The organism is Streptomyces sp. NPDC051664 (assembly GCF_044453545.1).
Classification (GTDB): domain Bacteria; phylum Actinomycetota; class Actinomycetes; order Streptomycetales; family Streptomycetaceae; genus Streptomyces.
Genome location: NZ_JBITCU010000003.1, coordinates 234,771 through 257,589 on the forward strand (window position 1 = coordinate 234,771; position 22,819 = coordinate 257,589).

The window sequence follows — 22,819 nt, forward strand, 5'->3', positions numbered from 1 at the left end:
CCGTGTCGGCGCCGTGAATTTACGGAGTATTCGCTTGAAGCGGGTTTTGTCGTATGATCCGCGCACCAGAGGGTTAATGAGGGAGGGGACATGGGAGTCCTGGGTGGGTGGAGCAAGCCCGAGAGAATTAGACGGGCCTCTGCTAGGGCGGCTCGCGCTGAACGTGCGAAACCTCAAGCGCAGCGTCTAGTCTCGTATTTCAGATCGGAAGAGGAGGCTTGGGAAAGGTTTCGGGTGCTGCCCGACAAGGAAACGTACCTGACCAAGCTCGGCGAAGCCGCATGGGTGTCGATTCCATCGGCCATGCCGGACGGCGCAGTGATTGAGGATTCGCTTAGTCTCTGCACTGGAGTCACTGGCGGGACGCAGGCGGCAGTCGTTTTCTTCGCTCAGGGGCGCCTTTCGGAGCAAGAGATAAAAAGGGTGACGCTGACTGGCATCCGACTCCTTTCGGGTATTCGCACGAAGGATCTGCCCGACGCCTATAATGGAATCGGGATCAGTTGGACGGATGATTCAATCAATTTCTTGCGTGAAAAGGGCCTGGGTGAAATAGCGGACGCGTTTCAAAGGGCTCAGAGCTTTATTGTGGCATTTCATGAACTTTCAGGGCATGAAATGATCTAACTGGTTCGTGCCGCCCCGCGCCGCGGTCGCGATCACTCGCTGAGCTGCCGATGCGGACTCACCCCGCCCACCCGACGTCGCGGACTTCGAGGTGTCGCGGTAGACCACGAGGGTGACCCAGCACGACAGCCTAAATGCGCCTGCGATCTCCTCACCGCCGGGCGTCGGTCACTAGTCCGGCCGCCCGGCGATGTCGAGGATCAGGTCCTGACCGCCGCCCGCGCTTCTGGGTCCCGGCCACGGGCCTCCAGCCCCGAGTGATTGGGTCACCCCGTACGGGCCGCGACCACGCCGCCGATAGCGGACAACGCCCGTGACCGGCCCGGACACTGTCCGGACACGACGTAGAACCAGGCGCCGGTCAGCCGGACGCGGCGGACAGGATCACGTCCACGAGCCTGTCCGCCGCGTCCGGCCGCCCGTACCCCCGGGCCCGCTTCGCCATCGCGTCCCGCCGGCCGGGGTCCGTGAGGAGCGGGCCCACCGCGTCACGCAGGCTCGTCCCGGTGACCTCGCCGAGCAGAGCCACAGCGGCCCCGGCCGCTTCCAAGTGACGGGCGTTGTGGGCCTGCTCGCCCCCGGCCGAAGAGACGAGCGGAATGAACACCGCCGCTTTACCAAGGGCGGTGAGCTCGGCGATCGTGCCCGCACCGCTCCGGGAGACCACGACATCGGCCAGAGCGAGCACGTCGGGGAGTTCCGGGCCAACGAACCCGGTGAGGTAGTACCGTCCGGCCAACTCTGAAGGCATGACCGTCGCGAGCTGTTGCAGGGCTCCGACGTTCGACGGCCCGCACTGGTGGATCACGTTCGCGTAGCTCAGCAGCCACGGCAGCGAGTCACGAACAACGTCGTTGATCTGCTGGGAGCCCTGGGCACCGCCGGTGACGTACACGGTCGGGAGGCGCCGATCGAAGCTGTGCAACCCAAGCACCTCGACAGCCTTGTCCGCGTGCCCCGCCAGCACCTCCGGGCGGACCGGATTACCAGTGACGACGGCGGCACCCCGCACCGACTCCGGCAGAAGCGGCACCGACGACTCCGACGACACCGCGATCCTCGTCGCCGAGCTCGCCAACTTCCGGTTGGCCAGGCCCAGGCGCACAGTCTGCTCGTGCAGAACCAGCGGGCGCCGGCACAGGCGGGCGGCCAGCCCCGCAGGGACAGCGACGTATCCGCCGGTGGCGAGGACGACGGCCGGCCGGAAATCGGCGATGATCTTCCGAGCCTGCGCCACACCGAGCGGCACCCGGGCCATGTCCCGCACGTTGGCCGGACTCACCATCTTCAGCGGGTTGCTGGAACGGCGGATCTTGCCCGTAGCGACCGTGGTGAACGCGATGCCCTCAGCCGGGGCGACCCGCGCCTCCAGGCCATCCGCCGTACCGATCCACAGCACATCGAGCGTTCTACCCTCTGCTGCCAGCCTGCCCTGCAACGTCCGGATCGCCGTCAGGGCGGGGTACGTGTGACCGCCGGTCCCACCCCCCGTGACGATCAAGCGGAAGGGGCGCGAGAGAGGGGAAGCACTATTCATCCGGCGCACGCTACTGGCTGCCACGAGCGCAGGCGCGCACATCCGGCCGCGTCATCGGCATGCCCCGGGTCCCCCCACCACGGCACGCCGACTGCCCCAGCCGCACCCGGCCCGGGCTGTTGGCGTGCAACTACTACTGCCCGGAGCGGTCCAGGCTGCTCACGGCTGACTCTGCCCACGAGCGGATACCGGCGCTCAGGTCGTCGAGCTTGGTCCGGATGCGATCGTAAACGGGCTCCATGGACCGGGGGCCGTCGCCCTCGGCCCGGTCGACGAAGACGAACTGGTCGACTGCTTCACGTGCCAGCCTGACCAACGCTTCCGCGTCATCCGCGAGCTGGGCATCCCCGAGCATCCGCAGGACGGACGGCCGAAGCCACAGGTCCTCGACGCGCGCCTCCATAGTGCTACGGATGGACCCGGCATCCGAGGGCAAGGGCGGGGCGATGTCGTAGCCCTCGCGCTCAACTTGTATCCATATGACAGCGTTGTAGCCGACCTGGTGGGCCCGATCGATCGCCATACGGGCAGCATCAATCTGCCCGAGGAATCCGGCGTACGCCTCGCCCCGCGCCTGCCGCCGAGATGCTTCCAGTTCCACCCGCGCCTGCGCCTGAACTCCCTGCAGTGCGGCCGCGACCTGGGCCGAAGCCGCCTGGCGGGCACCTCGGTAGCCAACCCACGACGTAATGACCACACCGCCGATGCCTATACCCGCCACGATGAGAGCCGATATCCCCTGATCCATCCGCCGAATTATGCCGCCGTCAGGTCCGGTCGACCTGCGTCACCCGGACATCCCTGATATCCGACGGCTTCCCGTTCTCGATCTCCGACTCCAGCGGCGCCGTGTCCGCCTGCTTCGACTTCCCCGGCCCGAGCTTGTCCGCCGTTACCCCGGTCCTGCCGAGCACGTCACCATCGGCGTCCAGGAACTCCAGCTGAGCGAAGTAATCCGCCGCGCCCTTCCCGCTGTTCGTGATCTTGTAGTGCACCACGTACGCCCCGGGGCCCCACACCTCGTGGTCCTCAACCCCGGACCTGACGATCGTGACGTCCTTCAAAGCCTCGGACTTCGCGCCCGCCTTGGCCCCACCGGCGGCATCCACCCCAGCCGGCGCGGACTCCCGCACCGCCGCCCCGTCGCTCTCCCCGGTGCTCGTGCACGCGGTGAGAGCACCGGCAGCAACAGCCGCCGCGACCACTGAAAGCCAAAGATTGCGCATGACGCCCTTCCTCGCTGGCAGACCGTAACGACGGCCCCCGGCATGAAACCCACGAACCTTCGGTAACCGCTCGTGCGGGGCACATCTCGACCACACGGTCGGACACAAGGGCTGTCCACCGGGCGTGCACGATTCCGCCGCCCCTGTACCCTCCCGGGCGAAAGCGGGCGTGAGATCCCGGGCCGGGCGGCCGTCCACGCCGCCCGGCCGCCCTACGTGTCTTCGGGCTTGGGCACCTTCGGGCGGTGTGATCCCGACCCCTTGTAGTCCCGGAATGCGTCCTGCACCGTGCTCAGCTTGATGTCGAGACGGGTTGCAATCTGCCGGTAGGACAGACCGCTTCCGTTGTCCCACAACTCGCGGATCAGCTCGGTTCTTTCGCGCGACCAGACCTTATTGCGCTCGACTTGGTGGGCCATGATCCGGCTCTTGGCCCTGACCCGCTCCTCTCGGTCCGCGATCTGCTCGACAGCCTCCAGGGCGTCTGACACCCGCTGAACCTCCTCGTCACCCACTTCGGCCACCTTCGTTTGGGCGGGCCGCTTGCACGCCACTGTAGGGGCCCCCTACAGTGGTTATCAAGGCAACCCACGTTGCTCAGCACAAAGCCCCAACCGTCGTGGTCGCACACGGTGGCCGGGGCTGCTGAAAGCGGCGGTGCCCGGAGGTCGCACTCCGGGCACCGCCTCAACCCCGATCCGTGGTCGCACACGGGCCGGGACGCCAGACACCTGCCGTTAACAGGAGCTGACGCATGAACTCTACTGATCAGGCTGCGGGGAGTGTCGCCGCGGAGACCGAAGACCCGAGGGTGACCGCTGGCCGCGTGCTGGCCATGGTCGCCGCTCACTTCACGACCAAGGACCCGTCCGACGTCCTGGAGCCGCATGCGCTCCTGGTGTGCGTCGGTGCGGAGGCGTACAAGCTGGCCGACCGTTCGAGGTTCATTGGGGCGGCCCAGATGTCCCGGGCGGCGCTTGCCGAGGCGCCGGAGGCCCCGGAGGGGATTACCCGCGGCGAGTTCGCGCTGCTGCTGCTGAAGGCTGCCAAGGCGTGCGGCTACGACTGGCGCAGCGAGGACAGCGAGCAGACGCGCGCGCTTCGGGCGGGGGGACACGCCTGATGGCGAAAGAGACCGCCGCCGAACTCCTCGCCCAGGCGAAGAAGCAATACGGCACCCCCGCTGAGCGGGCCGACCGTGTGGACGGGGCCAGCCTCGCGTCTGGTCTGGCCAAGGCCCACGGGCACGAGGCCGCCGGAGCTCCGAGGGGGCGACGCGCATGAAGGGCTTCGGATGGCTCACGGGCGGCAACGACCGCGAGCTCGCGGAGACGAAGTACGCAGGTCGCGAGTCCGCCAGTGAAAAGGCGGCCCGCAAGCAGAAGACCAAAGACCGGGCCACCCGGGCCCGTGATGTCCGGGCCGCCGCCCGCGCCGGTCAGGCGTGGGAGGACGAAGACCGCCGCCGCGAGCGCGACCGGCACCGCTGACGGCGGCGCACCGGCCGGCCCGCCCCTCCTCTCCTCGGGGGCGGGTCGGCCATCCCTGTATCGCCACACAGAGAGGCAAGAGCGATGGACGAGGCCACCGACCAGCCGCGCATCCCAGGAGTGAAGTACCGCAAGATCACCCGTCATCGGGAGGAGACGACCGTCATCGACGGTGTCCCCTCGACGCGGAAGGTGCCCTACGTTGCGTGGGAGCCGGTACCGCCCCGTGAGTGGGACGAGATGATCCTGCGCGGTGTCATCGGCCTCGCAGTCGTCATCACGTTGATCGCCGTCGTGGCGACCACCGCGAGCGTCGGCGGCCTCCTGTCCAAGATGGTGCCGGAGCCCGTGGCCTACGGCATGGGAGTCGTCTTCACGGCTTCTTGGTTGAGCTGCCTGGCACTTGAGTGGCTAAGCAAGATCAACCCGGATCAGGCCCAGCCCGCCCGGATCGCCGGATGGGTCGCTCTGGCGATCAGCATGGGTGCCGTCTTCACGTACGGCCACACGCTGAACCAGCCGTGGGCCGGTGGCTTCGGCGCCTGCATTGACCTGCTGTCCAAGGGCCTGTGGGCGCTGCTGATCCGGCACCACGCCGTCCCGCTCGATGAGGGTGTCGCGCACTGGGTCACCCAGCAGGAGCAGAAGCTGGCTAGCCGCGAGCTGCTGTCCGGTCGTCTGCTGCGCCTCAACCGTCGGGCCGCCTACCAGCGGGCGGTTGGGGGCGTCGAGTACCAGGCTGCCGGGGCGATCCTGGCCAGCGCCCAGGCGACGACGAGTCTCCCTCCGGCCGAGCAGACGCCCGAGCCCGCCCCGTCCGCTCCGGTCCCCCCGGCAGCCGGCCAGGGAGGCGACGAGCAGCAGGCGCCCGTCCCGACGGTCACGGAGATCGACCGCCAGTCGATCGCCGCGATCGTCCGCGAGGTCATCGCCCAGAACCCGAAGGTCAGCGACGCCGACCTCGTCACCGCGGTGAAGACGGCGGGCCACCCCGAGCGGTCGAACTTGGCCGACACGGTGCGGCGTACCGCGCTGCGCGTCGACCCGTCGCGGAAAGCGTCGTGACTCTCGCTCACGTCGTCGTCGTGGCCGTTGCCGTCGCCTGGTATCTCCAGCGCTTACGGCGGCGGCCCGGCGCCGGGTCCTCGGCCGCAGCCCGCGCCCGCCGCCTCCGCAGTCCACTGGTGCGCCTCGCCGACCTGGTCGGCATCCAGACCGCGCGTGGTCGCCAGGCGAACCAGTGGGCCGCCGGGGCGATGGGGGAGGAGGCCACCGCGGGCCGCCTCAAGCCGCTTGCCCGGGCGGGCTGGACGGTCCTCCACGACCGTGCGCTGCCGACCGGCAACGCGAATGTCGATCACCTGCTGGTGAGCCCGGGCGGCGTTGTGATCGTCCTCGACAGCAAGAAGTGGTCGGCCCGTTGGCCGCTCAAGGCCGAGTCCGGCCGGCTCATGCACGGCAACCGCGACGTCACCCGGCGACTGGATGGCATCCGCCACGAAGCCAGGACCGTCGCCTGCGTCCTCGGCTGCCCCGCGATTCCCCTCGTCTCCATGGAAGGCGCCCCGCTCGTCGGCGGCGAGCTGGTGCTCGACGGCATCCGCATCGTCCCCGCCGACCGCACGGTGCCCGTCCTGCGCTCTCTGGCCCGCCGCCACCGCGCGGTGGGAGAGCACCCCGGCCAGCGTGCCGCCCGCCTCTTCAAGCCGTACCGAAGGAAGTGACCCGATGGACCTCCGCCCGCGCGCCCTGATCCAGCGGCTCAACAGCTCTACGACCGTGACCGAGCCCGACGACACCGACGAGACCGGCACAGACCCGGTGGTCACCGTTCCGGCCCAGCCCGCACGCGGAGGCGGCCGACTGCCGAACTGGTGGGAGCCGAAGCGCGACGTCGTCGACCTGGACAAGCAGGCCCCCAAAGAGGAGCCGTGCGAGCACCCGCACCCGCATGCGGTCCACGCCCGCCTCACCGGCCAGCTCGTCGCGTACTGGTGCCAGGACTGCGACACGCAGCTCCCCGTGCCCGAGGACATGGAAGACGACGAGTACGAAGAGGAGGACGACGAGGAGGGAGAGAAGGGAGGCGACAAGGCCCCGGCCCGGGCCCGGCGCGGCTGGAGCATGCGCGGCTCCGGCAAAAGGGTCTACAGCCGCCCCACGTACAACCGCGGCAAGTCGCCCAAGAAGTCGTTGGTCGAGGCGTGGACCGGGATGTCCCCGCTGACCCGCCACGGCCTCTACAACGGCAGCGCCCTCGCCCTCGCCTGGGGGCTCGGCGTCCCGCAGTTCTTCACCGCAGAGACCGCCTACCTGGTGGCGACGTACGACTCGTGGACCGACTTCTACGTGTGCGTCTGGTACGCGGTTGCCGTCGCGATCTGGATGTTGGACCAGCGCACCCGTAACTGGCTGCCGGTCTTCGCGCTCGCCGCCCGGGTGCCGCTCGTCTCAGTGATCGTCGGCGTCCTGCTGTACGGCACCCCGGCCTGACCCCGCCCCCGATCCCGGAACGGAACACGCAGCATGGACTTCCTACCCGCCCTCGGCGCCGTCGGCCTCGCCGGTGCCCTGAGCGCACTCCTGTGGTTCGGCACCAGCACCGGCGGCAAGATGAAGCCCCTCGGCTGGGGTGCCTGCCTGGTCCTGTCGATGATCGCCGGAGCTGCGTACAACGCGGCCGGCCCGCCCTTCGACATCGTGTCGAGCCTCGTGCGCGACGGGATCGGCATGTTCACCAACGTGTTCCCCGGCTACAGCATGGCCGGGCTCGCCCTCACGCTGCTGATCATCATCCTCTACAAGAAGCTGACGACCCGAGGCGTCTCGATGCTCGGCATCGTGTTCTGGTACGTCGCGTCCGGCGCAGGCGGCGGGTTCGCCATCGTCGCCACCAAGATCGCCGTGATCATGCGGGGCCTCGCGTGAGCGCCGCCCACCTCCACGCTGTCCCCGACCCCGAGCCTGACCTCCCGGTCGACGACCAGCTCGAGAACCCTCCGGTCGGCGACATCGACGGGGGAGAGGAGCCCCGTGGCTGGATACCGAGCCTGCGGCCGTACTACGACGTGCGCCCTCTCGCCGAGCTCGGCCCGCTCGCCGTCGAGGTCGGCCGCGTCGGCGGCCCGCCGCTGCTCCGCGCCACCGGCCGGGGCCTGCGCGCCGTCGCCGTCGGCCTCTTCGTCCTCGCCCGAGGCGTCGGCGTCCTCCTGGTCCTCCTCGCCGGATGGCTGTCCGGCCACATCGGGAAGCACGGAACACGCGCCGCCCGAGGCGCCGGTGCCGGGTTCGTCGCGTACGCCGTCGCGAAGACCGCGACGCGATACCCGGGCACGCGCTGGTTCGTGCTCGTCGCCCTCCTCGCCACCGTGATCCTGGCCGGCCTCGGCCACATCAAGGCGCCAGAGTCGAAGCCGAAGAAGGCTCCGGCGAAGAAGAAGGGCGCGGGGGAGAAGAGCAAGGGCGCCCCCGCCGAGGACGACGACGAGACCCCCGAGGTGAGCACGGAGGACGCCCCCGCCGAGCCCCGGCGAGGTCTCCTCGGCCGCCTCTCCCGTCGCGGTAAAAGCGGCGGCGACACTCCCGCGAAGTCCCCGGGCGAGGCCGACGGAGAGGACGACGAGACCCCCCTCGTCGAGTCCTCCCCGGACCCCTGCCGGGAGGACCTGACCCGGGCGCTGCACCACCTCTACCGAGGGGGCTCCGGAGTGCTCCACACGGCCCTCGCCAAGCACCTCCTGCTCCCCTCCACCGCGGCCGTGAAGAGGGTGCTGGATGGGGCCGGTATCGCCCACCGCCCGGGGGTGCGCACACCGGCCGGGAATGGGCCCGGCGTCCACCACCACGATTTCCCGCCCCTCCCCCTCTCCCAGGAGGGGGCCCAGGAGGCCGCCGAGCCCGCCAACAACAACGCCAACAACGCCGCCAACGCCCCCCGAGAGGGGCTGGGTGCATACCGCACCCAGTGGACGCGGGAGGAGCTGGAGAAGGGCCACCGGATCGTCCCGGACACAGACCGGGGACCGGCCGCCTGGAAGATCGAATACCGCCGCACCGACTGACCTCGAACACCACGCTCGGTTTGTGATCCGATGCGGACCGTAGCCACAGGACCGGAAAGTCCGCCATCATGGGAAGTGATCTGAAGTGAAGGGGACGGGGATGTACGCCTACCGATGCGAGCAGTGCCGCACGACCTCACCGGCCGTCGTCACGCGCCACGGCCTGGACGAGGAGCGGAGCAAGCACCGGAACCTCTTCCACGGCGGGCATGTCCCGGACGGCGAGCAGGTCATGGAGCCGGACAAGTTCAACGTCTTCGACGTCCCCCGGGAGCAGTGGATCGTCGGCGGGATCATGATGCTCGTCATCGTCTTCGGGCTGCTCTACCGCTTCGGGTAGAGGTCACGCCGCTTCGTACCGGTGGGCCCCTTTGCCGTGCCATTCGATCCAGTGCGGGTCGTCGAGAAGATCCCAGGCGTCATCGAGTCCGGCCCGCCTCAGGAATTCGACGAGGTCGCGGTCGTCGTGGGCGAGCCCGACGATCTGCCCGTTGATGGTGACCCTCCGCCCACCGGACGGCGAGAGGCCGTGGACGACTATCGGCGCGCTCATCCCTCCAGGGTGCGACTGGTCGTAGGTCATCGCATTCGGACCACGGTGAGCGTTCCGTGCCGCCCCGACCCGGCCAGCACTTCGACGACAAGGTCGGTCTCTATCCGGCTGTACGTCTCGCCGTGCGTCCGCCGGTCGCCCACCACAGCCGCATCGGATAGCGCGGCTCCGATGTTGCCGGCGAGGACAGACGTCAGGCGGGCGGACAGTCGTACTGGGCCGCCTTCGTCGCCGACGGCCAGGGCGAGCCGGTGTGGCCGTAGCCGTGGCCCGGTGAAGCCGACCACGAGGGCGTCCTCGGTGTCGGCGTGTCGGACCTTCATCCATCCGCGGCGCCCGGACGGATAGCTGGCACTGCCGCGCTTGGCGAGTACCCCCTCGATGCCCTGTGCCGAGAGCGTCTCGTACCAGTGCAAGGCCACACTCCGGTCGTCCGTGGCTGGGACGGCCTGGATCGGCGGCCCCACGTCGGCCAGCAGTTCCAGAAGGTAGGCGCGGCGCTCAACGTAGGGGAGGCTTCGGCAATCCCCGATCTCCGGGTCTGGGTGCTGCAGGACGTCCCAGCAGGCGTATGAGGCCGGGTGTCTGGTAGCCAGGGCTCGGGCCCGGGTCATGGATGACGCTGCGCGGGACTGCGCGGCTCCGAAGTCGAGCCTGCCCTCACTCCAGATCACCGCTTCCCCGTCCAAAACCGTGCCCGGCCTCAGTTCCATGCCGGCCACGGCCAAGTCCATCCAGTACGGCGTGACGACCCTCCCGGACCGGGCGTACAGGATCACTGTGTCGTCGGTGCGGCGGAGGATGGTGCGGTGGCCGTCAAATTTGGGCTCGTACCACCAGCCTGGCCCGTCGGGCAGGGTCGGGACGGCCTGGGCCAGTGCCACCTTGATCGGGAACTCCACATGCCTAGCCTGCGTCCGGAGCTCGCTCACAGCACGAGCTCTGTGTCGGGCCGACAGTGGATGCAGGCCCGGATCCCGTCGGCGAGGGCAGCGAGGGCCTGCTCGCGGCTGATGGCCCGGCGCCGCTTCCCTGCCGCGTAGCACCCGCCGACGTGGACCTCGATCGGTCGGGAGCCGACGCCGATGCCGAGCTCCATGATCCAGTCCGGCTGTGGAGGCCGCGCCCGCTCGCCCTGTTGCCGCTCTCTCTCCCGCTGCTCGGCCGCCGCGATCGCCTCGTCGATGCGATCTACCCACATGGCGTACCAGGTCCGCAGCGTCCGGAGCCTGGGTAGATCGGGCGGAAGGTCGTACATGTGTTCGAGTCTACGCCGGGCGCTTGGGTACCATCAGGCTGCGTACGCCGCAAAAGCCGACAGGAGGGAGAGCCGCATGTCCGACGTTGACCTGCTGCGATCCCTCGGCATCGACCCGTCACGGCTGGACCCTGCCCCACCGTGGGCGCCACGCCAGAGCGCCGGCGTCGAGCGGCTCGATGGCAGCCATCCATGCGCGCTCTGCGGTGAGCCCGCAAGAGCGACCGGGGTCGTCGACCCGCCCGGGCACGGCCGCCGCTGGCTGGACCGCTGCATGCCCTGCCTCCTCGCCACCACTCCCCGCGGCGGGCCTCGTGCACCGCTCGCGGACACGCTGGCCGTTCTGCGGCAGGCAGCCCACGAAGCGGGCGTCGACCTGACCATTGTGGCCGCCGAGTCGTAGCGGCCCTGATCCAGCTGCGGTGAAACACGAGCGGCCGCCGTTGCACCTTCGTTCGGTGCAACGGCGGCCGCGTCGGCAGGGTCGTTACTACAGCTGCCGCTCGATCTTGGATTCCGGGACCAGCTCTTCCTGCATGCTCTTCTCGTTCTTGACGGCGTACTTGGCCTGCTGCCCCTGGCCCTCGGCGCGCTGGATCAGACCCTGCGCCTGCTCGCCTTGCTTGTTCCGGTACTCCACGCGCTGTCCCTTGGTGTACGGCATGAACTCTCCAAGTCTCGTCGGTGGGAGGCTGGCCCCGCTTATTCGGCGAGGGACGCCCCTCCTTGCGCCCGTGACCATCGCTGGGCGCAGTGACAGCTCACCCCCACCTCCACACCACAGCAACCACTGCGGGCCGAATGGGGGACGTCGTAGCCTGCCGTCGTGGGCACCCTGCGATTTCACCTGACCCTGTTCACCGGCGACAGGCCCGTCATGCACGGCTGGTGGGCCGACCTGCCGACTGCCGAGAAGAAGTACACGCGGTGGATCGGCGAGCGCGGAAGCCGCGCCGGTGCCCGCATCACGCTCACCGACGAGGCAGACGGCGGTCGGCTACTGAAGTCCTGGCCGGACGGGGACACCTGATACCGCCCGCGCTGTCGGCTCTGTGGGGGTATGCTCCCCGGCCGGTGAATTCGGAAGGTGGCGGCATGGCGGGTACGACAGCGTTCGTGTGGGTGCTCCTCGGCGGCTGCGGTGTCGCAGTCGTCACGGTCATCGCCCGGGCCAAGGTGGACATCGCCCGCATTCAGGCGAAGACCAGCGGCCGCGAATCGGCCCGGCGGAGCTGACCGACGTCAGTCCTTGATGGAGCGCACAGTCGGCTTCCGCTTCGGGGTGACGCCATGCTCCTTGGCGATGCCTCGCACGGTCTCCTCCGTCCACGGCGTCAGCGCCGCGATCTTGGCGTGAGACAGGCCGGACGTACGCAGTTCGTCGGCGACGGCCTTCCGCGCGGCCTGCCGCTTCTCCTCCAGCAGCTCCTCGGCCTTGGCCAGCTCTTCGAGGGCGTCGGTGAGGTTTTGGCTGGGCTCATGAGGCTCGGCGCTCTTTCGCGTGGTCATGCGGTCGAGTCTTCCACAAGGGGAGTTGGGCAAACCCGTTAGCCGTGTGGAGTTGGTGGCTCCGACCTGCGGGAATTCGCGGAAGGCGCCCCCGTCCCGTGCGCCCGGCGGACCGGCCACCGCGCGCCCCGGCAGTAGTCCAGGCGCAGCAGGAAGCCCCGCTCTTCCATGGTGGAAGGCGGGGCTTTCTGCTGGCCGGGCGCATCCGGGGCATGCCTCTGACCTGCACACTTTGCCATTTCATTGCCTACTCCAGCTGCCCAATCTGGTTTTCCCAAGTCGACTTGGGAAAGAATGGTGGATGTAACCACAAACCACCAAGAAAGAGGCGGACATGAGCGCACCGGTCAGCACCACTCACCCCGTCCGATGCCTCAAGTGCCGCAGGATCCTCCGCCGACCCTCGGTCGACGGCTACGGCCCGAAGTGTCGAGCTCGGCTCCGGCGCGCGACCAAGGCGCCGGAGATGAGCCAGTACAAGCCGCACCTGGTCGAGAAGGCGACTGAGTTGCTGGAACAGGGCGCGGTCATCCCCCTCCGCGCCACCAAGAAGAACCGTGTCTTCCTCGTGGTCAGCAGCGACGGCAGCAGCAACTACCGCACCGCGCGAGCCGCCTGCAACTGCCCGGCCGGCCTCAAGGCCGCGCACATGTGCAAGCACCGCATCGCGGTCCACGCCATCGAACTCGCCAGCTGACCCCCGCCCCCTGACCGAGAGGACTTCCGACATGAACGCGCACGTGACAGCCGCCGCCCGCGCCCAGCTCCTCGCCGCGATCGTCCGAGACCGCGCCCAGGGCCACCCCGAGGCCACCGCGCTCCGCACGATCGCCACGAACCTGACCCGGGCGGCCGGAATCCTCCGCAAGGCGGCCGACAGTGACCGCGTCCCCGAAGAGGCCGACCAGGCCCTGTGGCGCGCCCGCATGACCGCCGCCCGTGCGGAGACCGGCATCCCGGCCGCGGTCATCGACTACGTCTCGGCACTCGCCATCGGCTACGCGCCCGACCTGCCCGACCTGCTCCCCGCCGACCCCGAGCACGTCCGCCGGGAGAACGAGCTGCGCGCCCGCTTCCTCGACCTGTCCCGGCACCTCGACTGCCGCGACGAGGAAGTAGCCAATGCCGTGCTCGTCGCGCTCATCCGCCTGCACAGCGACTACGACCGCCTGGCCGACGACGTCGCCCTCCACGGCCGCGCCGACCAGCTCCCGACGACCTACCGGCCGAACGAGGGCACACGCACGGCCGTCCACCTGCCGGGCCACCTGACCGTGTTCGACGGCGGCCTGATCCTCGCCGAGCTGGCCGTCCCGTTCGCCATCACCCCCGGCGGGATCTGGCAGCTCATCAAGACCGCCCAACCCACCCGCGACACGGCCGCCGCGTTCACCGACGGCCTCAGTGCCGAGCTCGCAGCCGCCTGATCCCCGGACAGCGTGTCCGGACACGTCCGGACGTGCGTCGACCTGCAAGAACGCCAGCACGCGGACACCGTCCGGACAACGGTCCGGTCGGTGTCCGGACAGAGAGGACCAAGACGATGAGCACCACCGCCACCCCCCAGCCGGTCGAGGCCGAGTTCACCGGAGCGCGGCTGTACGACCTGCCGCAGACGGTGCGCGCCTTCACCGTGGCCGTCGCCGGGCCCGGACGGCACCTCGGGGAGCTGCCCCACCTGTTCGTAGTCGAGAGCTACAGCACCGAGAGCGCGTGGGCCAAGGTGCTGGCCTGGTACATGGTCGAGCACGAGACGGTCGACGCGCTCGTGGTCGCGGGCGAGTCCTTCGAGGGGGCCCCGCCCAAGGTGGGCCCCTACTGGCACGACCTGCGCCCGGAGTACGCCCGGCAGGAAGTGCTCGACGACCTCGCGGACCAGGCGGCCGAGATGGTCGCAGGTTTCCACGAGGGGACCCGAGACCTGGCCGACAGGCCCACAGAGCACGAGAGGGCGATCGGCGACGCGGCGTTCTCGGCCTGGCCGCTCGTGCTCCAGCTCGCCGAGAACGACGGCCGGGACTGACCCCCAGACAGCCTGGTCAGGCGGCCGGCTTGGTGCGCTTGACCTTGGAACGGCCGTGACCGCTGGCAATGTCGGCGACCCGCTGCGGGCTGATCTCCAGGCGCGGGGCCAGGTCCTCCTTGGTGAGTGGGCCGTCAAGGAGAGCGCGGACGGTGAGCTGCCTCTGCTCACGGAGCCAGGCCTGCAGATCGGGCACGGCCTTGAGCGCGCGGCCGAGGGCCTGCGCCCGCTCGATGGTGGGCTCGCCCGCCAGGTCGGCGAGGTCGGCGAAGGGCGCGGGGAGTTCGAGGCGATCCATCCGCGCAGTGTAGGGGGTACCCACTACGGAGCGCGTGCCGCCTCGTACGCCTGTTGACCCCGCAGGGCCCTGACCTGCAATCTTTCTCGATTTCTTCCCGCTACCCCGGTACCCCGAGGAGTGTCCGGCGTTAGTCATAGTGTCTACCCACTAAACACATCACTCCACAAGGAGCCAGCCATGGACGCCAGCACCGCCCACAAGCACCTCATCACCCGCGCGGACCGCGTCTTCGAAGAGGCCGCCGCGACCCGCGCGAGCCTGACCGACGCGCTCGCGATCGAGGGCGCCCAGTTTGATCACCTCATGGACGCTGTCCTGGTCGCCGACGGCAAGGCCAAGCCCTGGATGCACCTCATGAAGCGCATCGACCGCCACGGCGTCCGCGAGGGCCTGGCCAAGCAGCGCGAAGAGTGCATGGAGGCCCTGCTCATGTACGGGTTCTCGATGAGCACGAGCCTGGTCACCAACGCGGCCCGGTTCGCCGAGCAGGACGGCCTGCGCCGCTTCCTGGACGCCACGGACACCATGGAGATCGAAGACGCCCCGGCCGAGGAGACTCCGGCGCCGACCGTGGTGACCGTCCCGCAGGTGACCGCCGAGCAGAAGCACGGCCTGTACCTCATCCGGGACACCTTCGTGAAGCGCCAGGGCTTCACGGCACGCGAGGGCTGGAAGTACGTCACCAGCGTGGACGACGGCCGACTGGACACGGAGCTGGGCGACTTCCTGATCGGCCACGGATGGGCGGAGGTCGACACCGAGGCCACGCTCACCGAGGGCCAGCCGGTGACCCTGACCGCGACCGGCCGCCACATCCTGGCCGCCTGACGGGCAGCAGGGCGGGGCCAACCGGCCCCGCCCACCGGTCGACCGTGCGAGTAGCGGAGGCCGGGCGACAGGGCCCTGACCTGCAAACTTTCCCGATCTCCCCCCGTCACCCCGGTACCCCCAGGAGAGATCAGCGTTAGTCATAGTGTCGACCCACTAAACCACCCCCATGGGAGAGCGCCATGCGCATCGAGACTCTGATCGAGGACATCACCCTGGTCGCCGAAGCCGAAGCCGGAGACGCCGAGGACGCCCTCGACCTCTCGCGGCAGCTCATCCGCAAGGGCAACACCAAGCGTGCGATCGACGTCCGGCGCACGGTCGTGCGCGGCGCGCTCGACCGGGCCGCCCTCCGCAAGCTCGCCGTGACCGTCGCCGAGGACGCCGTGAAGCACCAGCGGTGGGTGCAGGCCGAGTGGAGCTCGCTCGCCCGCGAGGCCCGCACCCTCAACCTGCCCGCCCAGTTGACGACCGCGATCGGCCAGATCGCGCGCACCGCCTGACCACCCGACCCGAATCAGAAGGAGGTTCGCCAGATGGCGGACGTCACGATCACCGAAGGCGACCTGTTGCGCGCCGCACTCGCGAAGGCCGGACGGCAAGCCTTCCTCGGCGGAGAGGGCGGCATGAGCTACCTGATCCTGGCCGTCGCCCCAGCCGGCCAGGACAGCGAGCAGCGCGCCTACGGCGGCCCGCACCTCCTCATGTACGCCGGTGAGCAGGCCGACCGACCGGCGGCCAAGCACCGCGAACCCTGGTCGGCCCACCTGCACGACGCCCACGGCGACTACGTGGACGCCGTCTTCGACGGCTCACCCGCCCCGCTCGACGCGGCGGCCGACGCGGAGCTGTGCGCCACCAAGGTCCTCGCCTGGCTCGGCGAGCGCCTGGACGACGCCGCCCCCCGCCCCGACCACGCCTGACCACCCAGACGAAGGAGTCACGCCAGATGGCAGACATCACGATCACCCACACGCGAGCGGAAGGCACGCTCCTCGAAGGCTCCCGGAAGGGAGACGGCGTCTTCGAGATCGTCAGGGATCACGGCTTCTGGTTCTCGCGAAACGTGACCGGCCTCTACATCCGGCGGTCGCAGGACAAGGAAGCCCAGATGTGGCGGATCGACGGCGCAACTGCCGCCCTCCGCGCGGCCGGTCACGAGGTGACGGTCACGATCGACGAGGACACCCGGAGGTCGTTCGCGGAGGCCGAGGCCGACCGCGAGCAGCGCGCCGAGGACCGGGCCGAGCGGTTCAGCGACCGCGCGGACCGCGCCGCCTCCTCCTCCGACGCGCGGCGCGCGGCGGCCGACAACATCAGTCGGCGGTTCGAGTTCGGCCAGCCGATCCTCGTCGGGCACCACAGCGAAGGCCGCGCCCGCCGGGACCAGCAGCGGATCGACACGAACATGCGGGCCATGATCGCCGAGAGTGAGCGCGCCGGGTACTGGTCGGACCGGACCCGGGCGGCCGAGAACTACAAGGCGCACCGGATCGATCCGCAGCGCACCCTGCGGCGGCTGGACCGGCTGAAGGCCGACCTGAGGAAGCAGGAACGGGCCCATGCCAACGCGGTCGAGAAGGGCTGGGTCTCGGTCGGTCGGCACGCCCGCCTCATCCAGGACCTGACCGAGGAGATCGCCCACTGGGAGCAGCTCGTCGAGAAGGCCAAGGCCGACGGGGTCAAGGTGTGGGGCCCGGACGACTTCGCGCCCGGCGACTACGCGCTGTACGCGGGCTCCTGGTACGGAGTGGCCCGGGTCAACCCCAAGACGCTGTCCATCGCCTGGAATCTGCGGCTGGCCCCCAAGCAGGTCATGAGCCTGGAAGACGCCACGCTCAACGGCCGGGTCTCGACGCACCCGGCCGACTACACCCAGGTGCAGGGCCGATGCCCCGGAGAGGCGATGAACGCCTTCCTCGCCGACGGGAAGGTCCCCGGCAAGAAGTCGGCCCGCGAAGCCTCGGAGGCGGCACCGGCCGACGCTATCCACGAGGCACAGACCAAGGCCAAGGCGCAGAAGCCGAAGAAGCGCACCGACCCGAAGATCCCGAAGCGGGTCAAGGTCGAGTGCCGGTGGGACGCCACCGAGGCGACGCTCACGTGGCTCAACGGCAACAACCAGCCGCACAAGGGTCACCCGCCCGTGACGATCACCGCGCCGGACGGGGTGAAGTTCACCGAGTCCGTGTGGTCGGAGTCGCTCCTGTCCCAGGTGACCGCCCTCCTGACCGGGGCCGGGCTGACCTACGGGGCGGGGGCCTGGACCGGCGGCCCGGGGCGCGGCATCGTCCGCGCCATCGAGCCGGTCCCGGAGGTGGAGCCGGAGGCCCCCGCGGTCGACGAGCAGCCGGCTCCGGAGCCCCCGGCCGAGGAGCTCCCGGCGGCCGACGTCGCCGCGGTGGTCGACGACGGCCAGGCCCCGGCCGACGTCCCCTCGGAGGTGCCCGTCGAGGACGCGGCCGGAGGTGAGCAAACTGCCTCTGACCTGCGATTTCTTCCGAATCGCCCGGTACCTCACGGAGAGTCACGCGTTAGTCATAGTGTCGACCCACTAAACCCCACACCGCACAGTGAGAGGCCGGACATCATGACCGACACCACCGACACCGCCCAGGTCACCGAGGTCACCGAGACGGCCCCCGCGAAGAAGACCCCGGCCGCCAAGAAGGCCCCCGCGAAGAAGGCACCCGTGAAGGCGGTAGTGAAGAAGGCCCCGGCCGCCAAGAAGACTGCCGAGACCAAGGCCGAGCCGAAGTCGGTCCAGAAGACGATCCCGATCGACCGGATCGACCGCGACCCGAACCAGCCCCGCGAGATCTTCGACCAGGCCAAGCTGGAGGAACTCGCCGGCTCCATGCGCGAGCTCGGACAGCTCCAGCCGATCACCGTCCGGTACGACGCCGGAACCCGCAGGTACACCATCATCATGGGCGAACGCCGGTGGCGGGCGGCGGGCATGGCCGGTCTCACCGAGATGACCGCCCTTGTCCTGCGCGGCGTCGAAGCCGACTCCCGCGAGATCCTGGCCATGGCCGTCGCTGAGAACGTCGGCCGCGCGGACATGACGCCCATGGAAGAGGCCAAGGCGTTCAAGCGGCTGGAAAAGGGCGGCTACACGATCGACGAGATCGGCGGAGTCTGCGGCAAGTCCCCGGCATACGTCGGATGGCGGATGGACCTGCTCAGGCTGTGCGAGCCCGCACAGGAAGCGGTCGCCAAGGGGCACCTGTCGCTGAACCTGGCCTGGTACGCCTCCCAGTTGAGCTGTGACAACCAGCTGCGGTTCCTGGCCAAGTACGCGCGCGGCGCCTTCAACAGCGACCGCGACGCCGAGGCGTTCGTGAAGGCCGCCCGCATCGAGGAGGAGCGCCGCGAGTCCCAGGGCTCGTTCTTCGTCCTGGCCGACGAGACCCCGGCCAAGCCGGGCGACGTTCAGGAACCGCTCCCCGGTGCGCACGACGTCCCCGAGGAGGAGCGCGAGCGGATCATCGCCGACCGCACGAAGCTCACGAAGAAGATCGACAAGCTCTCGACCGCCGGAGAGATCCTGTCCGAGCTGGCCACCGCCGACCCCGAGGAGCTGGCCCTGCTCCTCGCCGGAGTTGCCGGAGGGGTCGGCGCCCACCAGCACCGCATTGAGCACCTGCGGAGTCTGACGACCAAGGTGATCAAGAACCTGCGCGATGCCCAGGCCATCGCGGCGGTGCGGGCCGGTGCGATCGAGATCAACCCCGACGCGGTCGCCCCGGTGGCCCCGGCCGAGGTCGACGCCGCCTGACCTGCCTGCTTCCAGGCCCGGACTTTAGTGGGCACCCACTAAGGCCAGTGGGTGCCCGCCCCGCACCCGACCGTGAACCGAAGGAGCCTCATGCGATTCCCGACCGACGTCCTCCGCGTCCTGACCGACCCGCGCACCGTCATCAGCGGCGACCTGGTGCGGATCCCGTTCGAGATCGACCGTGTGGTCTACGAGCAAGTGAACTCGGTGCTCAAGGCGATGAGCGGGAAGTGGGACGGCCGCAAAGCGGTCCGGGGCCACGTCTTCCCGTACCGGATCGAGGAGTTCATGCGCCACTGCCTCGCGGCCGGTGAGTACCCGACGAAGAACGAGCAGGGCTGGTTCCCGACCCCGCCCAGCCTGGTCACGCAAGTCGTGGACCTCGCGGGCGTCTGCGCCGGGATGTCCGTGCTGGAACCCTCGGCCGGCTCAGGAGCCATGACGGCCGAGATCGCCAAGCGCGGCGGAGTCGTCGACGCCGTCGAGCTCGACTCCCACCGGGCCGGGCTGTTGCGCGAACAGGGCGACAGCCGCCGGGTCGTGGAGCGCGACTTCCTCGACCTCGACCCGCTCGACTACGCGGAAGGGTTCGACCGGGTGGTGATGAACCCGCCGTTCTCGAACGGGCTCGACCACATCAAGCACGCGATCGGGTTCATGAAAGACGACGGGATCCTCGTCTCGATCATGTCCCAGGGCCTCATGTGGTGGTCGGACAAGGCCAGCACCGAGTTCCGCGAGGTGGTCGAAGAGGTGGGAGGAGAGATCGAGGTCCTGCCCGACGACTCGTTCGCCGTGTGCGGGACGTCGATCCGGACGTGCCTGGTGTTCCTCCCCGGCTACGCCGGTGGCCCGCTGCGGACCCACGACTGGCTGAGCCGCCAGCCGTGCCAGCTCGACCTGTTCGCCGCGTAGACCCCCCGCAACACACCCTGAATCTATGGTTGTTCAACTGGCCGCCATAGTGGGTAGCCACTAAAGTTGATCTTGTACCCACCAACGCACACGAAAGGCAAGGCATGAGTCTCCGCCTCGCGACCTGCACCTACCAGGAGTTCGCCCCGCACATGGGCACCCCGGTCCGGACCACGGCCGGTCACCCGCGGTTCTCCCTCCCCTACCAGCTCGCCGGTCACGCGCGCCTCGTGACGCCCACACGGGAGCTGCTGAAGATCAACGCCCGGGACGCCTACGAGTTCAGCTACCGGCGACTGCTCAACGGCAACGGACTCGAGAACATCCGCCGCGAGCTGGCCACCATCGCAGCCGCCAGCGGCTCGGACGGCCCGCTCGTCCTGCTCTGCTTCGACCGCTTCGACAAGCTGCGCCCCCCGAACGACTGGTGCCACCGGATCCAGTTCGCGAAGTGGTTCACCGAGCAGACCGGCGAGGAAGTGCCCGAGCTCGGTGCCAAGCCGATGTCGGCCCAGACGCCGCCGCCCACCCTCTTCGACGTCTAGACCCCAGCCCGGGCGGGCGGGGGCGGGAATCCCCGCCCGCCCGGGCGCCAACCGAACTCACCTCACAGCACGCAAGGAGCGCCACCATGTCCCGCGACAGCAAGATGATCCAGACCCGCGTCTGCATCGACGACATGCTCGGCCCGTTCGACTGCAAGCTCAACCCCGCCAACCGCTGGAACGGGTGGCTGAGCCCCTACTTCACCCTCGACACCACCCGCGAGCTGTCCGCCCAGACGCTCCGCATGGCCGACGAGTACGGCTACGACTGCGTCGACACCATCCACGTGATCGACGGCCGCGAGGACAGCCAGGACACCGTCCACATCATCGAAGGCGGCACCTGCCGGTACAACAGCGAGGACGAGCGGGAAGACGAGCGGGTAGCGATCGCCGTCCGCATCCGGTGGCGCAACGTCGGCCGGGACGCGGTTGCGGCCACCACGATCACGCACGCCACACCCGGCGACCGCAAGGCGGCCCGTCGGCGCAAGGTCACCGGTCGCGGCGCCCAGCGCTCGGTCGTCGTCCACGCCCGCTGGCAGTGGCTCATCGAAGGCAGCGACGCGGCCGCCGACGTCTCACCGCTCAGCCGCGACGGCCTCTACGGAGTCGGCGGCTGGGAGTGGACTTGGCATTTTTCCTCGTGGTGGTGCGTGTGCGGCGAGTGCATGGACTGGCACGAGCTCAGGTGCGACAACTGCGACCTTCACCGTGACAGCCAGCCCCCCGCCCTGACGGGCCCGGTGGTTGCCGAGAAGGTCGGCACCATCCTGCGAACCCTCGCCCCCGAGGCGACCTCGGCCCTGGTCGACTTCAACGGCCCTGCCCGCCTCATCGCAGTATTCGCCGGCGACACCGAGATCGACACGGCCGACGACACCGGCCCCTTCGACACCGAAACCCTCGGCGAGGCCGACACGCTCCTCCGCCAGGCCCACGACCGGGCCAGCAGGCTCCACGACCTGATCGCCGACTGGGAGCACGTGCCCGACGAGCGGACCACCCAGCTCTACCGCGTCACCTTCCCCGCCCTGTAGCCAGCCCCCGGCCCGGGGTGCGGCGCTCCAAGCGCCAGCCCCGGGCCCCCTCCTCCACCCCACCCAGAGCGAACGAGGACGTCACATGCCCGGCAACACCCCCCAGGCCCCGGCCTACCAGCTCCCCGACAGTCGCGCCCTGTCCACCGCAGCGCACGAGGCAATGAACGCGTACCACGCGGCGGCCGAACGGCTCGGCCGCGTGATGGCCGTCGTCACCGCGGCGGCCGTGCGGGACATCCTGACCGGCAACGACAGTGGGGATGACCCCTTCGACGCCACGCACGCGGAACTCATGGAAGCGGCCGACGGCTCGCTGCACGCCACCGGCCGGTACTGGACGGCGGACGGCACCGAGACCTCGTTCACCGCCACGCTCGGCACGTACACCGGAGACGAAGTCTTCGAGATGAACGAGTGGGTGCCCTACCTGAACTACGACAACGAGCGCGTCTGGAAGCCCCTCGTCACCAAACTGCCCGAGCGCGACGGCCGCGCGGTCTACCGCATCGACCTCGCCAAGGCAGCCGGCCTACCCCTCGACTGACCACGCGTCACCCCTGGTCCCGGGACGGGCGAGGGCGGGAATCCCCGCCCGTCCCGGGGTCGCCCCATGCGCACCGACCGAAACGACCTCACGGAGAGCCCCATGATCGAAGTACTCGTCTCCTGCAACGACCGCGACCGCTACCCAGCTTGGATCGACCCCGACGACCAGCGCGACGGCTTCGTGAAGCCGTGGTTCGACCTCGACACCGTCCGCCGGATCGCGGACGACACCCAGGCCGAAGCCGCCCGCCTCGGACACGGCTCGGCCGACACCGTGCACGTCATGGACGGCACGGTCGACGGCGACAGCCACGCGGTCGTGCTCAGCATCTGCTGGATGTACCTCGGTGGCGAGCGTCACCAGGAGGCGGCCGAGATCGCCCAGCCCAACGACGACGGCCGGTACGCCATCGGCGGCCACGAGTGGTGCTGGTACGTGCTCTCGGCCGACCTTTCGCCGCTGATCCCCTTCCAGTTGAAGCGGACCCCGCTGCCGCCCCTCCCGGAGCAGCGCGCCATCTGACCTGCGGTTTTCTCTGAAAACCTCAGTTCACCCCGGTACCTCACGGAGAGTCA

General features: G+C 69.5%; 35 protein-coding genes. 25 read left to right on the top strand and 10 right to left on the bottom strand.

The window, feature by feature from the left end:
- Window positions 1–234 precede the first annotated feature (234 nt).
- A complete protein-coding gene (locus tag ACIA8E_RS07230) occupies window positions 235–627 on the top strand; it encodes a hypothetical protein (RefSeq protein WP_399295424.1) in 393 nt (130 codons plus the stop codon).
- Window positions 628–988: 361 nt separating this feature from the next.
- Here ACIA8E_RS07230 and ACIA8E_RS07235 read toward each other — a convergent pair whose 3' ends face one another.
- From ACIA8E_RS07235 to ACIA8E_RS07250, 4 genes are all read right to left on the bottom strand, one after another.
- The gene (locus tag ACIA8E_RS07235) at window positions 989–2,164 is read right to left on the bottom strand and encodes a UDP-N-acetylglucosamine--N-acetylmuramyl-(pentapeptide) pyrophosphoryl-undecaprenol N-acetylglucosamine transferase (RefSeq protein ID WP_399295425.1); all 1,176 of its coding nucleotides are present in this window, start codon (window positions 2,162–2,164) and stop codon (window positions 989–991) included.
- 133 nt (window positions 2,165–2,297) lie between these two features.
- A complete protein-coding gene (locus ACIA8E_RS07240; RefSeq protein ID WP_399295427.1) occupies window positions 2,298–2,912 on the bottom strand; it encodes a hypothetical protein in 615 nt (204 codons plus the stop codon).
- A 19-nt stretch (window positions 2,913–2,931) separates the two neighbouring features.
- Window positions 2,932–3,390 (bottom strand): hypothetical protein, encoded by a 459-nt coding sequence (locus tag ACIA8E_RS07245; protein ID WP_399295429.1) that lies wholly within the window; start codon window positions 3,388–3,390, stop codon window positions 2,932–2,934.
- A gap of 212 nt (window positions 3,391–3,602) precedes the next feature.
- Entirely contained in the window at window positions 3,603–3,905 is a 303-nt protein-coding gene (locus ACIA8E_RS07250) for a helix-turn-helix domain-containing protein (RefSeq protein ID WP_399295431.1), read from the bottom strand.
- Between the two features lie 239 nt (window positions 3,906–4,144).
- On the opposite strand from ACIA8E_RS07250, the gene ACIA8E_RS07255 reads away from it, so the two are divergent.
- The 9 genes from ACIA8E_RS07255 (at window position 4,145) to ACIA8E_RS07295 (ending at window position 9,281) form a co-directional block, all read left to right on the top strand.
- On the top strand, window positions 4,145–4,513 hold the full coding sequence (locus ACIA8E_RS07255) for a hypothetical protein (protein ID WP_399295433.1): 369 nt from the start codon (window positions 4,145–4,147) through the stop codon (window positions 4,511–4,513).
- Window positions 4,513–4,674, top strand: a complete 162-nt coding sequence (locus tag ACIA8E_RS07260) for a hypothetical protein (RefSeq protein ID WP_399295435.1) — start codon at window positions 4,513–4,515, stop codon at window positions 4,672–4,674. The genes ACIA8E_RS07255 and ACIA8E_RS07260 overlap by 1 nt, the downstream gene beginning before the upstream one ends.
- Complete coding sequence (locus tag ACIA8E_RS07265; protein ID WP_399295437.1) at window positions 4,671–4,880, top strand: hypothetical protein; 210 nt, start codon at window positions 4,671–4,673, stop codon at window positions 4,878–4,880. The genes ACIA8E_RS07260 and ACIA8E_RS07265 overlap by 4 nt, the downstream gene beginning before the upstream one ends.
- An 84-nt stretch (window positions 4,881–4,964) precedes the next feature.
- The gene (locus ACIA8E_RS07270; RefSeq protein WP_399295439.1) at window positions 4,965–5,945 is read left to right on the top strand and encodes a hypothetical protein; all 981 of its coding nucleotides are present in this window, start codon (window positions 4,965–4,967) and stop codon (window positions 5,943–5,945) included.
- Entirely contained in the window at window positions 5,942–6,604 is a 663-nt protein-coding gene (locus tag ACIA8E_RS07275; RefSeq protein WP_399295441.1) for a nuclease-related domain-containing protein, read from the top strand. The genes ACIA8E_RS07270 and ACIA8E_RS07275 overlap by 4 nt, the downstream gene beginning before the upstream one ends.
- Before the next feature lie 4 nt (window positions 6,605–6,608).
- Window positions 6,609–7,373, top strand: coding sequence for a hypothetical protein (locus ACIA8E_RS07280; RefSeq protein WP_399295443.1), 765 nt, complete (start codon window positions 6,609–6,611; stop codon window positions 7,371–7,373).
- Window positions 7,374–7,406: 33 nt separating this feature from the next.
- Window positions 7,407–7,808 carry a hypothetical protein gene (locus ACIA8E_RS07285; RefSeq protein ID WP_399295445.1) on the top strand — a complete coding sequence of 134 codons (402 nt, stop codon included), beginning with the start codon at window positions 7,407–7,409 and terminating at the stop codon, window positions 7,806–7,808.
- Window positions 7,805–8,941 (top strand): hypothetical protein, encoded by a 1,137-nt coding sequence (locus ACIA8E_RS07290; protein WP_399295447.1) that lies wholly within the window; start codon window positions 7,805–7,807, stop codon window positions 8,939–8,941. The genes ACIA8E_RS07285 and ACIA8E_RS07290 overlap by 4 nt, the downstream gene beginning before the upstream one ends.
- 100 nt (window positions 8,942–9,041) lie before the next feature.
- Complete coding sequence (locus ACIA8E_RS07295) at window positions 9,042–9,281, top strand: hypothetical protein (RefSeq protein WP_326814037.1); 240 nt, start codon at window positions 9,042–9,044, stop codon at window positions 9,279–9,281.
- 3 nt (window positions 9,282–9,284) lie between these two features.
- Here ACIA8E_RS07295 and ACIA8E_RS07300 read toward each other — a convergent pair whose 3' ends face one another.
- The 3 genes from ACIA8E_RS07300 to ACIA8E_RS07310 are packed head-to-tail and all read right to left on the bottom strand — an operon-like array spanning window position 9,285 to window position 10,752.
- Window positions 9,285–9,494, bottom strand: a complete 210-nt coding sequence (locus tag ACIA8E_RS07300; RefSeq protein WP_326814036.1) for a hypothetical protein — start codon at window positions 9,492–9,494, stop codon at window positions 9,285–9,287.
- A 26-nt stretch (window positions 9,495–9,520) separates the two neighbouring features.
- Window positions 9,521–10,396: a DNA ligase gene (locus ACIA8E_RS07305; RefSeq protein ID WP_399295449.1), complete on the bottom strand. Its 876-nt coding sequence runs from the start codon at window positions 10,394–10,396 to the stop codon at window positions 9,521–9,523.
- 26 nt (window positions 10,397–10,422) lie between these two features.
- A complete protein-coding gene (locus tag ACIA8E_RS07310) occupies window positions 10,423–10,752 on the bottom strand; it encodes a DUF6233 domain-containing protein (protein WP_399295451.1) in 330 nt (109 codons plus the stop codon).
- Window positions 10,753–10,828: 76 nt separating this feature from the next.
- On the opposite strand from ACIA8E_RS07310, the gene ACIA8E_RS07315 reads away from it, so the two are divergent.
- Window positions 10,829–11,155, top strand: a complete 327-nt coding sequence (locus ACIA8E_RS07315; RefSeq protein WP_399295453.1) for a hypothetical protein — start codon at window positions 10,829–10,831, stop codon at window positions 11,153–11,155.
- Window positions 11,156–11,242: 87 nt separating this feature from the next.
- On the opposite strand, the gene ACIA8E_RS07320 is transcribed toward ACIA8E_RS07315, so the two are convergent.
- Window positions 11,243–11,416 carry a hypothetical protein gene (locus ACIA8E_RS07320; RefSeq protein WP_326814032.1) on the bottom strand — a complete coding sequence of 58 codons (174 nt, stop codon included), beginning with the start codon at window positions 11,414–11,416 and terminating at the stop codon, window positions 11,243–11,245.
- A gap of 162 nt (window positions 11,417–11,578) precedes the next feature.
- Between ACIA8E_RS07320 and ACIA8E_RS07325 the strand changes: the two genes are divergently transcribed.
- The gene (locus tag ACIA8E_RS07325; protein WP_399295455.1) at window positions 11,579–11,782 is read left to right on the top strand and encodes a hypothetical protein; all 204 of its coding nucleotides are present in this window, start codon (window positions 11,579–11,581) and stop codon (window positions 11,780–11,782) included.
- Window positions 11,783–11,847: 65 nt separating this feature from the next.
- Window positions 11,848–11,988 (top strand): hypothetical protein, encoded by a 141-nt coding sequence (locus ACIA8E_RS07330; protein ID WP_399295457.1) that lies wholly within the window; start codon window positions 11,848–11,850, stop codon window positions 11,986–11,988.
- 6 nt (window positions 11,989–11,994) lie between these two features.
- Here ACIA8E_RS07330 and ACIA8E_RS07335 read toward each other — a convergent pair whose 3' ends face one another.
- Window positions 11,995–12,261, bottom strand: coding sequence for a hypothetical protein (locus tag ACIA8E_RS07335; protein WP_399295458.1), 267 nt, complete (start codon window positions 12,259–12,261; stop codon window positions 11,995–11,997).
- A 466-nt stretch (window positions 12,262–12,727) separates the two neighbouring features.
- On the opposite strand from ACIA8E_RS07335, the gene ACIA8E_RS07340 reads away from it, so the two are divergent.
- The 3 genes from ACIA8E_RS07340 (at window position 12,728) to ACIA8E_RS07350 (ending at window position 14,284) form a co-directional block, all read left to right on the top strand.
- Complete coding sequence (locus ACIA8E_RS07340) at window positions 12,728–12,958, top strand: hypothetical protein (RefSeq protein WP_399295460.1); 231 nt, start codon at window positions 12,728–12,730, stop codon at window positions 12,956–12,958.
- Between the two features lie 31 nt (window positions 12,959–12,989).
- Window positions 12,990–13,688, top strand: coding sequence for a hypothetical protein (locus ACIA8E_RS07345; RefSeq protein WP_399295462.1), 699 nt, complete (start codon window positions 12,990–12,992; stop codon window positions 13,686–13,688).
- Window positions 13,689–13,804: 116 nt separating this feature from the next.
- A complete protein-coding gene (locus ACIA8E_RS07350) occupies window positions 13,805–14,284 on the top strand; it encodes a hypothetical protein (RefSeq protein ID WP_399295464.1) in 480 nt (159 codons plus the stop codon).
- A gap of 16 nt (window positions 14,285–14,300) precedes the next feature.
- Here ACIA8E_RS07350 and ACIA8E_RS07355 read toward each other — a convergent pair whose 3' ends face one another.
- The gene (locus ACIA8E_RS07355; protein ID WP_326814026.1) at window positions 14,301–14,582 is read right to left on the bottom strand and encodes a sigma-70 family RNA polymerase sigma factor; all 282 of its coding nucleotides are present in this window, start codon (window positions 14,580–14,582) and stop codon (window positions 14,301–14,303) included.
- Window positions 14,583–14,762: 180 nt separating this feature from the next.
- Here ACIA8E_RS07355 and ACIA8E_RS07360 point away from each other — a divergent pair, with 180 nt between their 5' ends.
- The 9 genes from ACIA8E_RS07360 (at window position 14,763) to ACIA8E_RS07400 (ending at window position 22,766) form a co-directional block, all read left to right on the top strand.
- Window positions 14,763–15,413, top strand: coding sequence for a hypothetical protein (locus ACIA8E_RS07360; RefSeq protein WP_399295466.1), 651 nt, complete (start codon window positions 14,763–14,765; stop codon window positions 15,411–15,413).
- Window positions 15,414–15,595: 182 nt separating this feature from the next.
- Window positions 15,596–15,916 carry a hypothetical protein gene (locus tag ACIA8E_RS07365; protein WP_399295468.1) on the top strand — a complete coding sequence of 107 codons (321 nt, stop codon included), beginning with the start codon at window positions 15,596–15,598 and terminating at the stop codon, window positions 15,914–15,916.
- Window positions 15,917–15,949: 33 nt separating this feature from the next.
- Window positions 15,950–16,336, top strand: coding sequence for a hypothetical protein (locus ACIA8E_RS07370; protein ID WP_399295469.1), 387 nt, complete (start codon window positions 15,950–15,952; stop codon window positions 16,334–16,336).
- Between the two features lie 26 nt (window positions 16,337–16,362).
- Window positions 16,363–19,194: a ParB/RepB/Spo0J family partition protein gene (locus tag ACIA8E_RS07375; RefSeq protein ID WP_399295471.1), complete on the top strand. Its 2,832-nt coding sequence runs from the start codon at window positions 16,363–16,365 to the stop codon at window positions 19,192–19,194.
- A gap of 90 nt (window positions 19,195–19,284) precedes the next feature.
- Window positions 19,285–20,109 carry a class I SAM-dependent methyltransferase gene (locus tag ACIA8E_RS07380; RefSeq protein ID WP_399295473.1) on the top strand — a complete coding sequence of 275 codons (825 nt, stop codon included), beginning with the start codon at window positions 19,285–19,287 and terminating at the stop codon, window positions 20,107–20,109.
- Window positions 20,110–20,213: 104 nt separating this feature from the next.
- Entirely contained in the window at window positions 20,214–20,654 is a 441-nt protein-coding gene (locus ACIA8E_RS07385) for a hypothetical protein (protein ID WP_399295475.1), read from the top strand.
- Between the two features lie 86 nt (window positions 20,655–20,740).
- Window positions 20,741–21,694, top strand: a complete 954-nt coding sequence (locus tag ACIA8E_RS07390) for a hypothetical protein (RefSeq protein ID WP_399295477.1) — start codon at window positions 20,741–20,743, stop codon at window positions 21,692–21,694.
- A gap of 85 nt (window positions 21,695–21,779) precedes the next feature.
- Window positions 21,780–22,241, top strand: coding sequence for a hypothetical protein (locus ACIA8E_RS07395; RefSeq protein WP_399295479.1), 462 nt, complete (start codon window positions 21,780–21,782; stop codon window positions 22,239–22,241).
- A 102-nt stretch (window positions 22,242–22,343) separates the two neighbouring features.
- Window positions 22,344–22,766 carry a hypothetical protein gene (locus ACIA8E_RS07400; RefSeq protein ID WP_399295481.1) on the top strand — a complete coding sequence of 141 codons (423 nt, stop codon included), beginning with the start codon at window positions 22,344–22,346 and terminating at the stop codon, window positions 22,764–22,766.
- Window positions 22,767–22,819 lie beyond the last annotated feature (53 nt).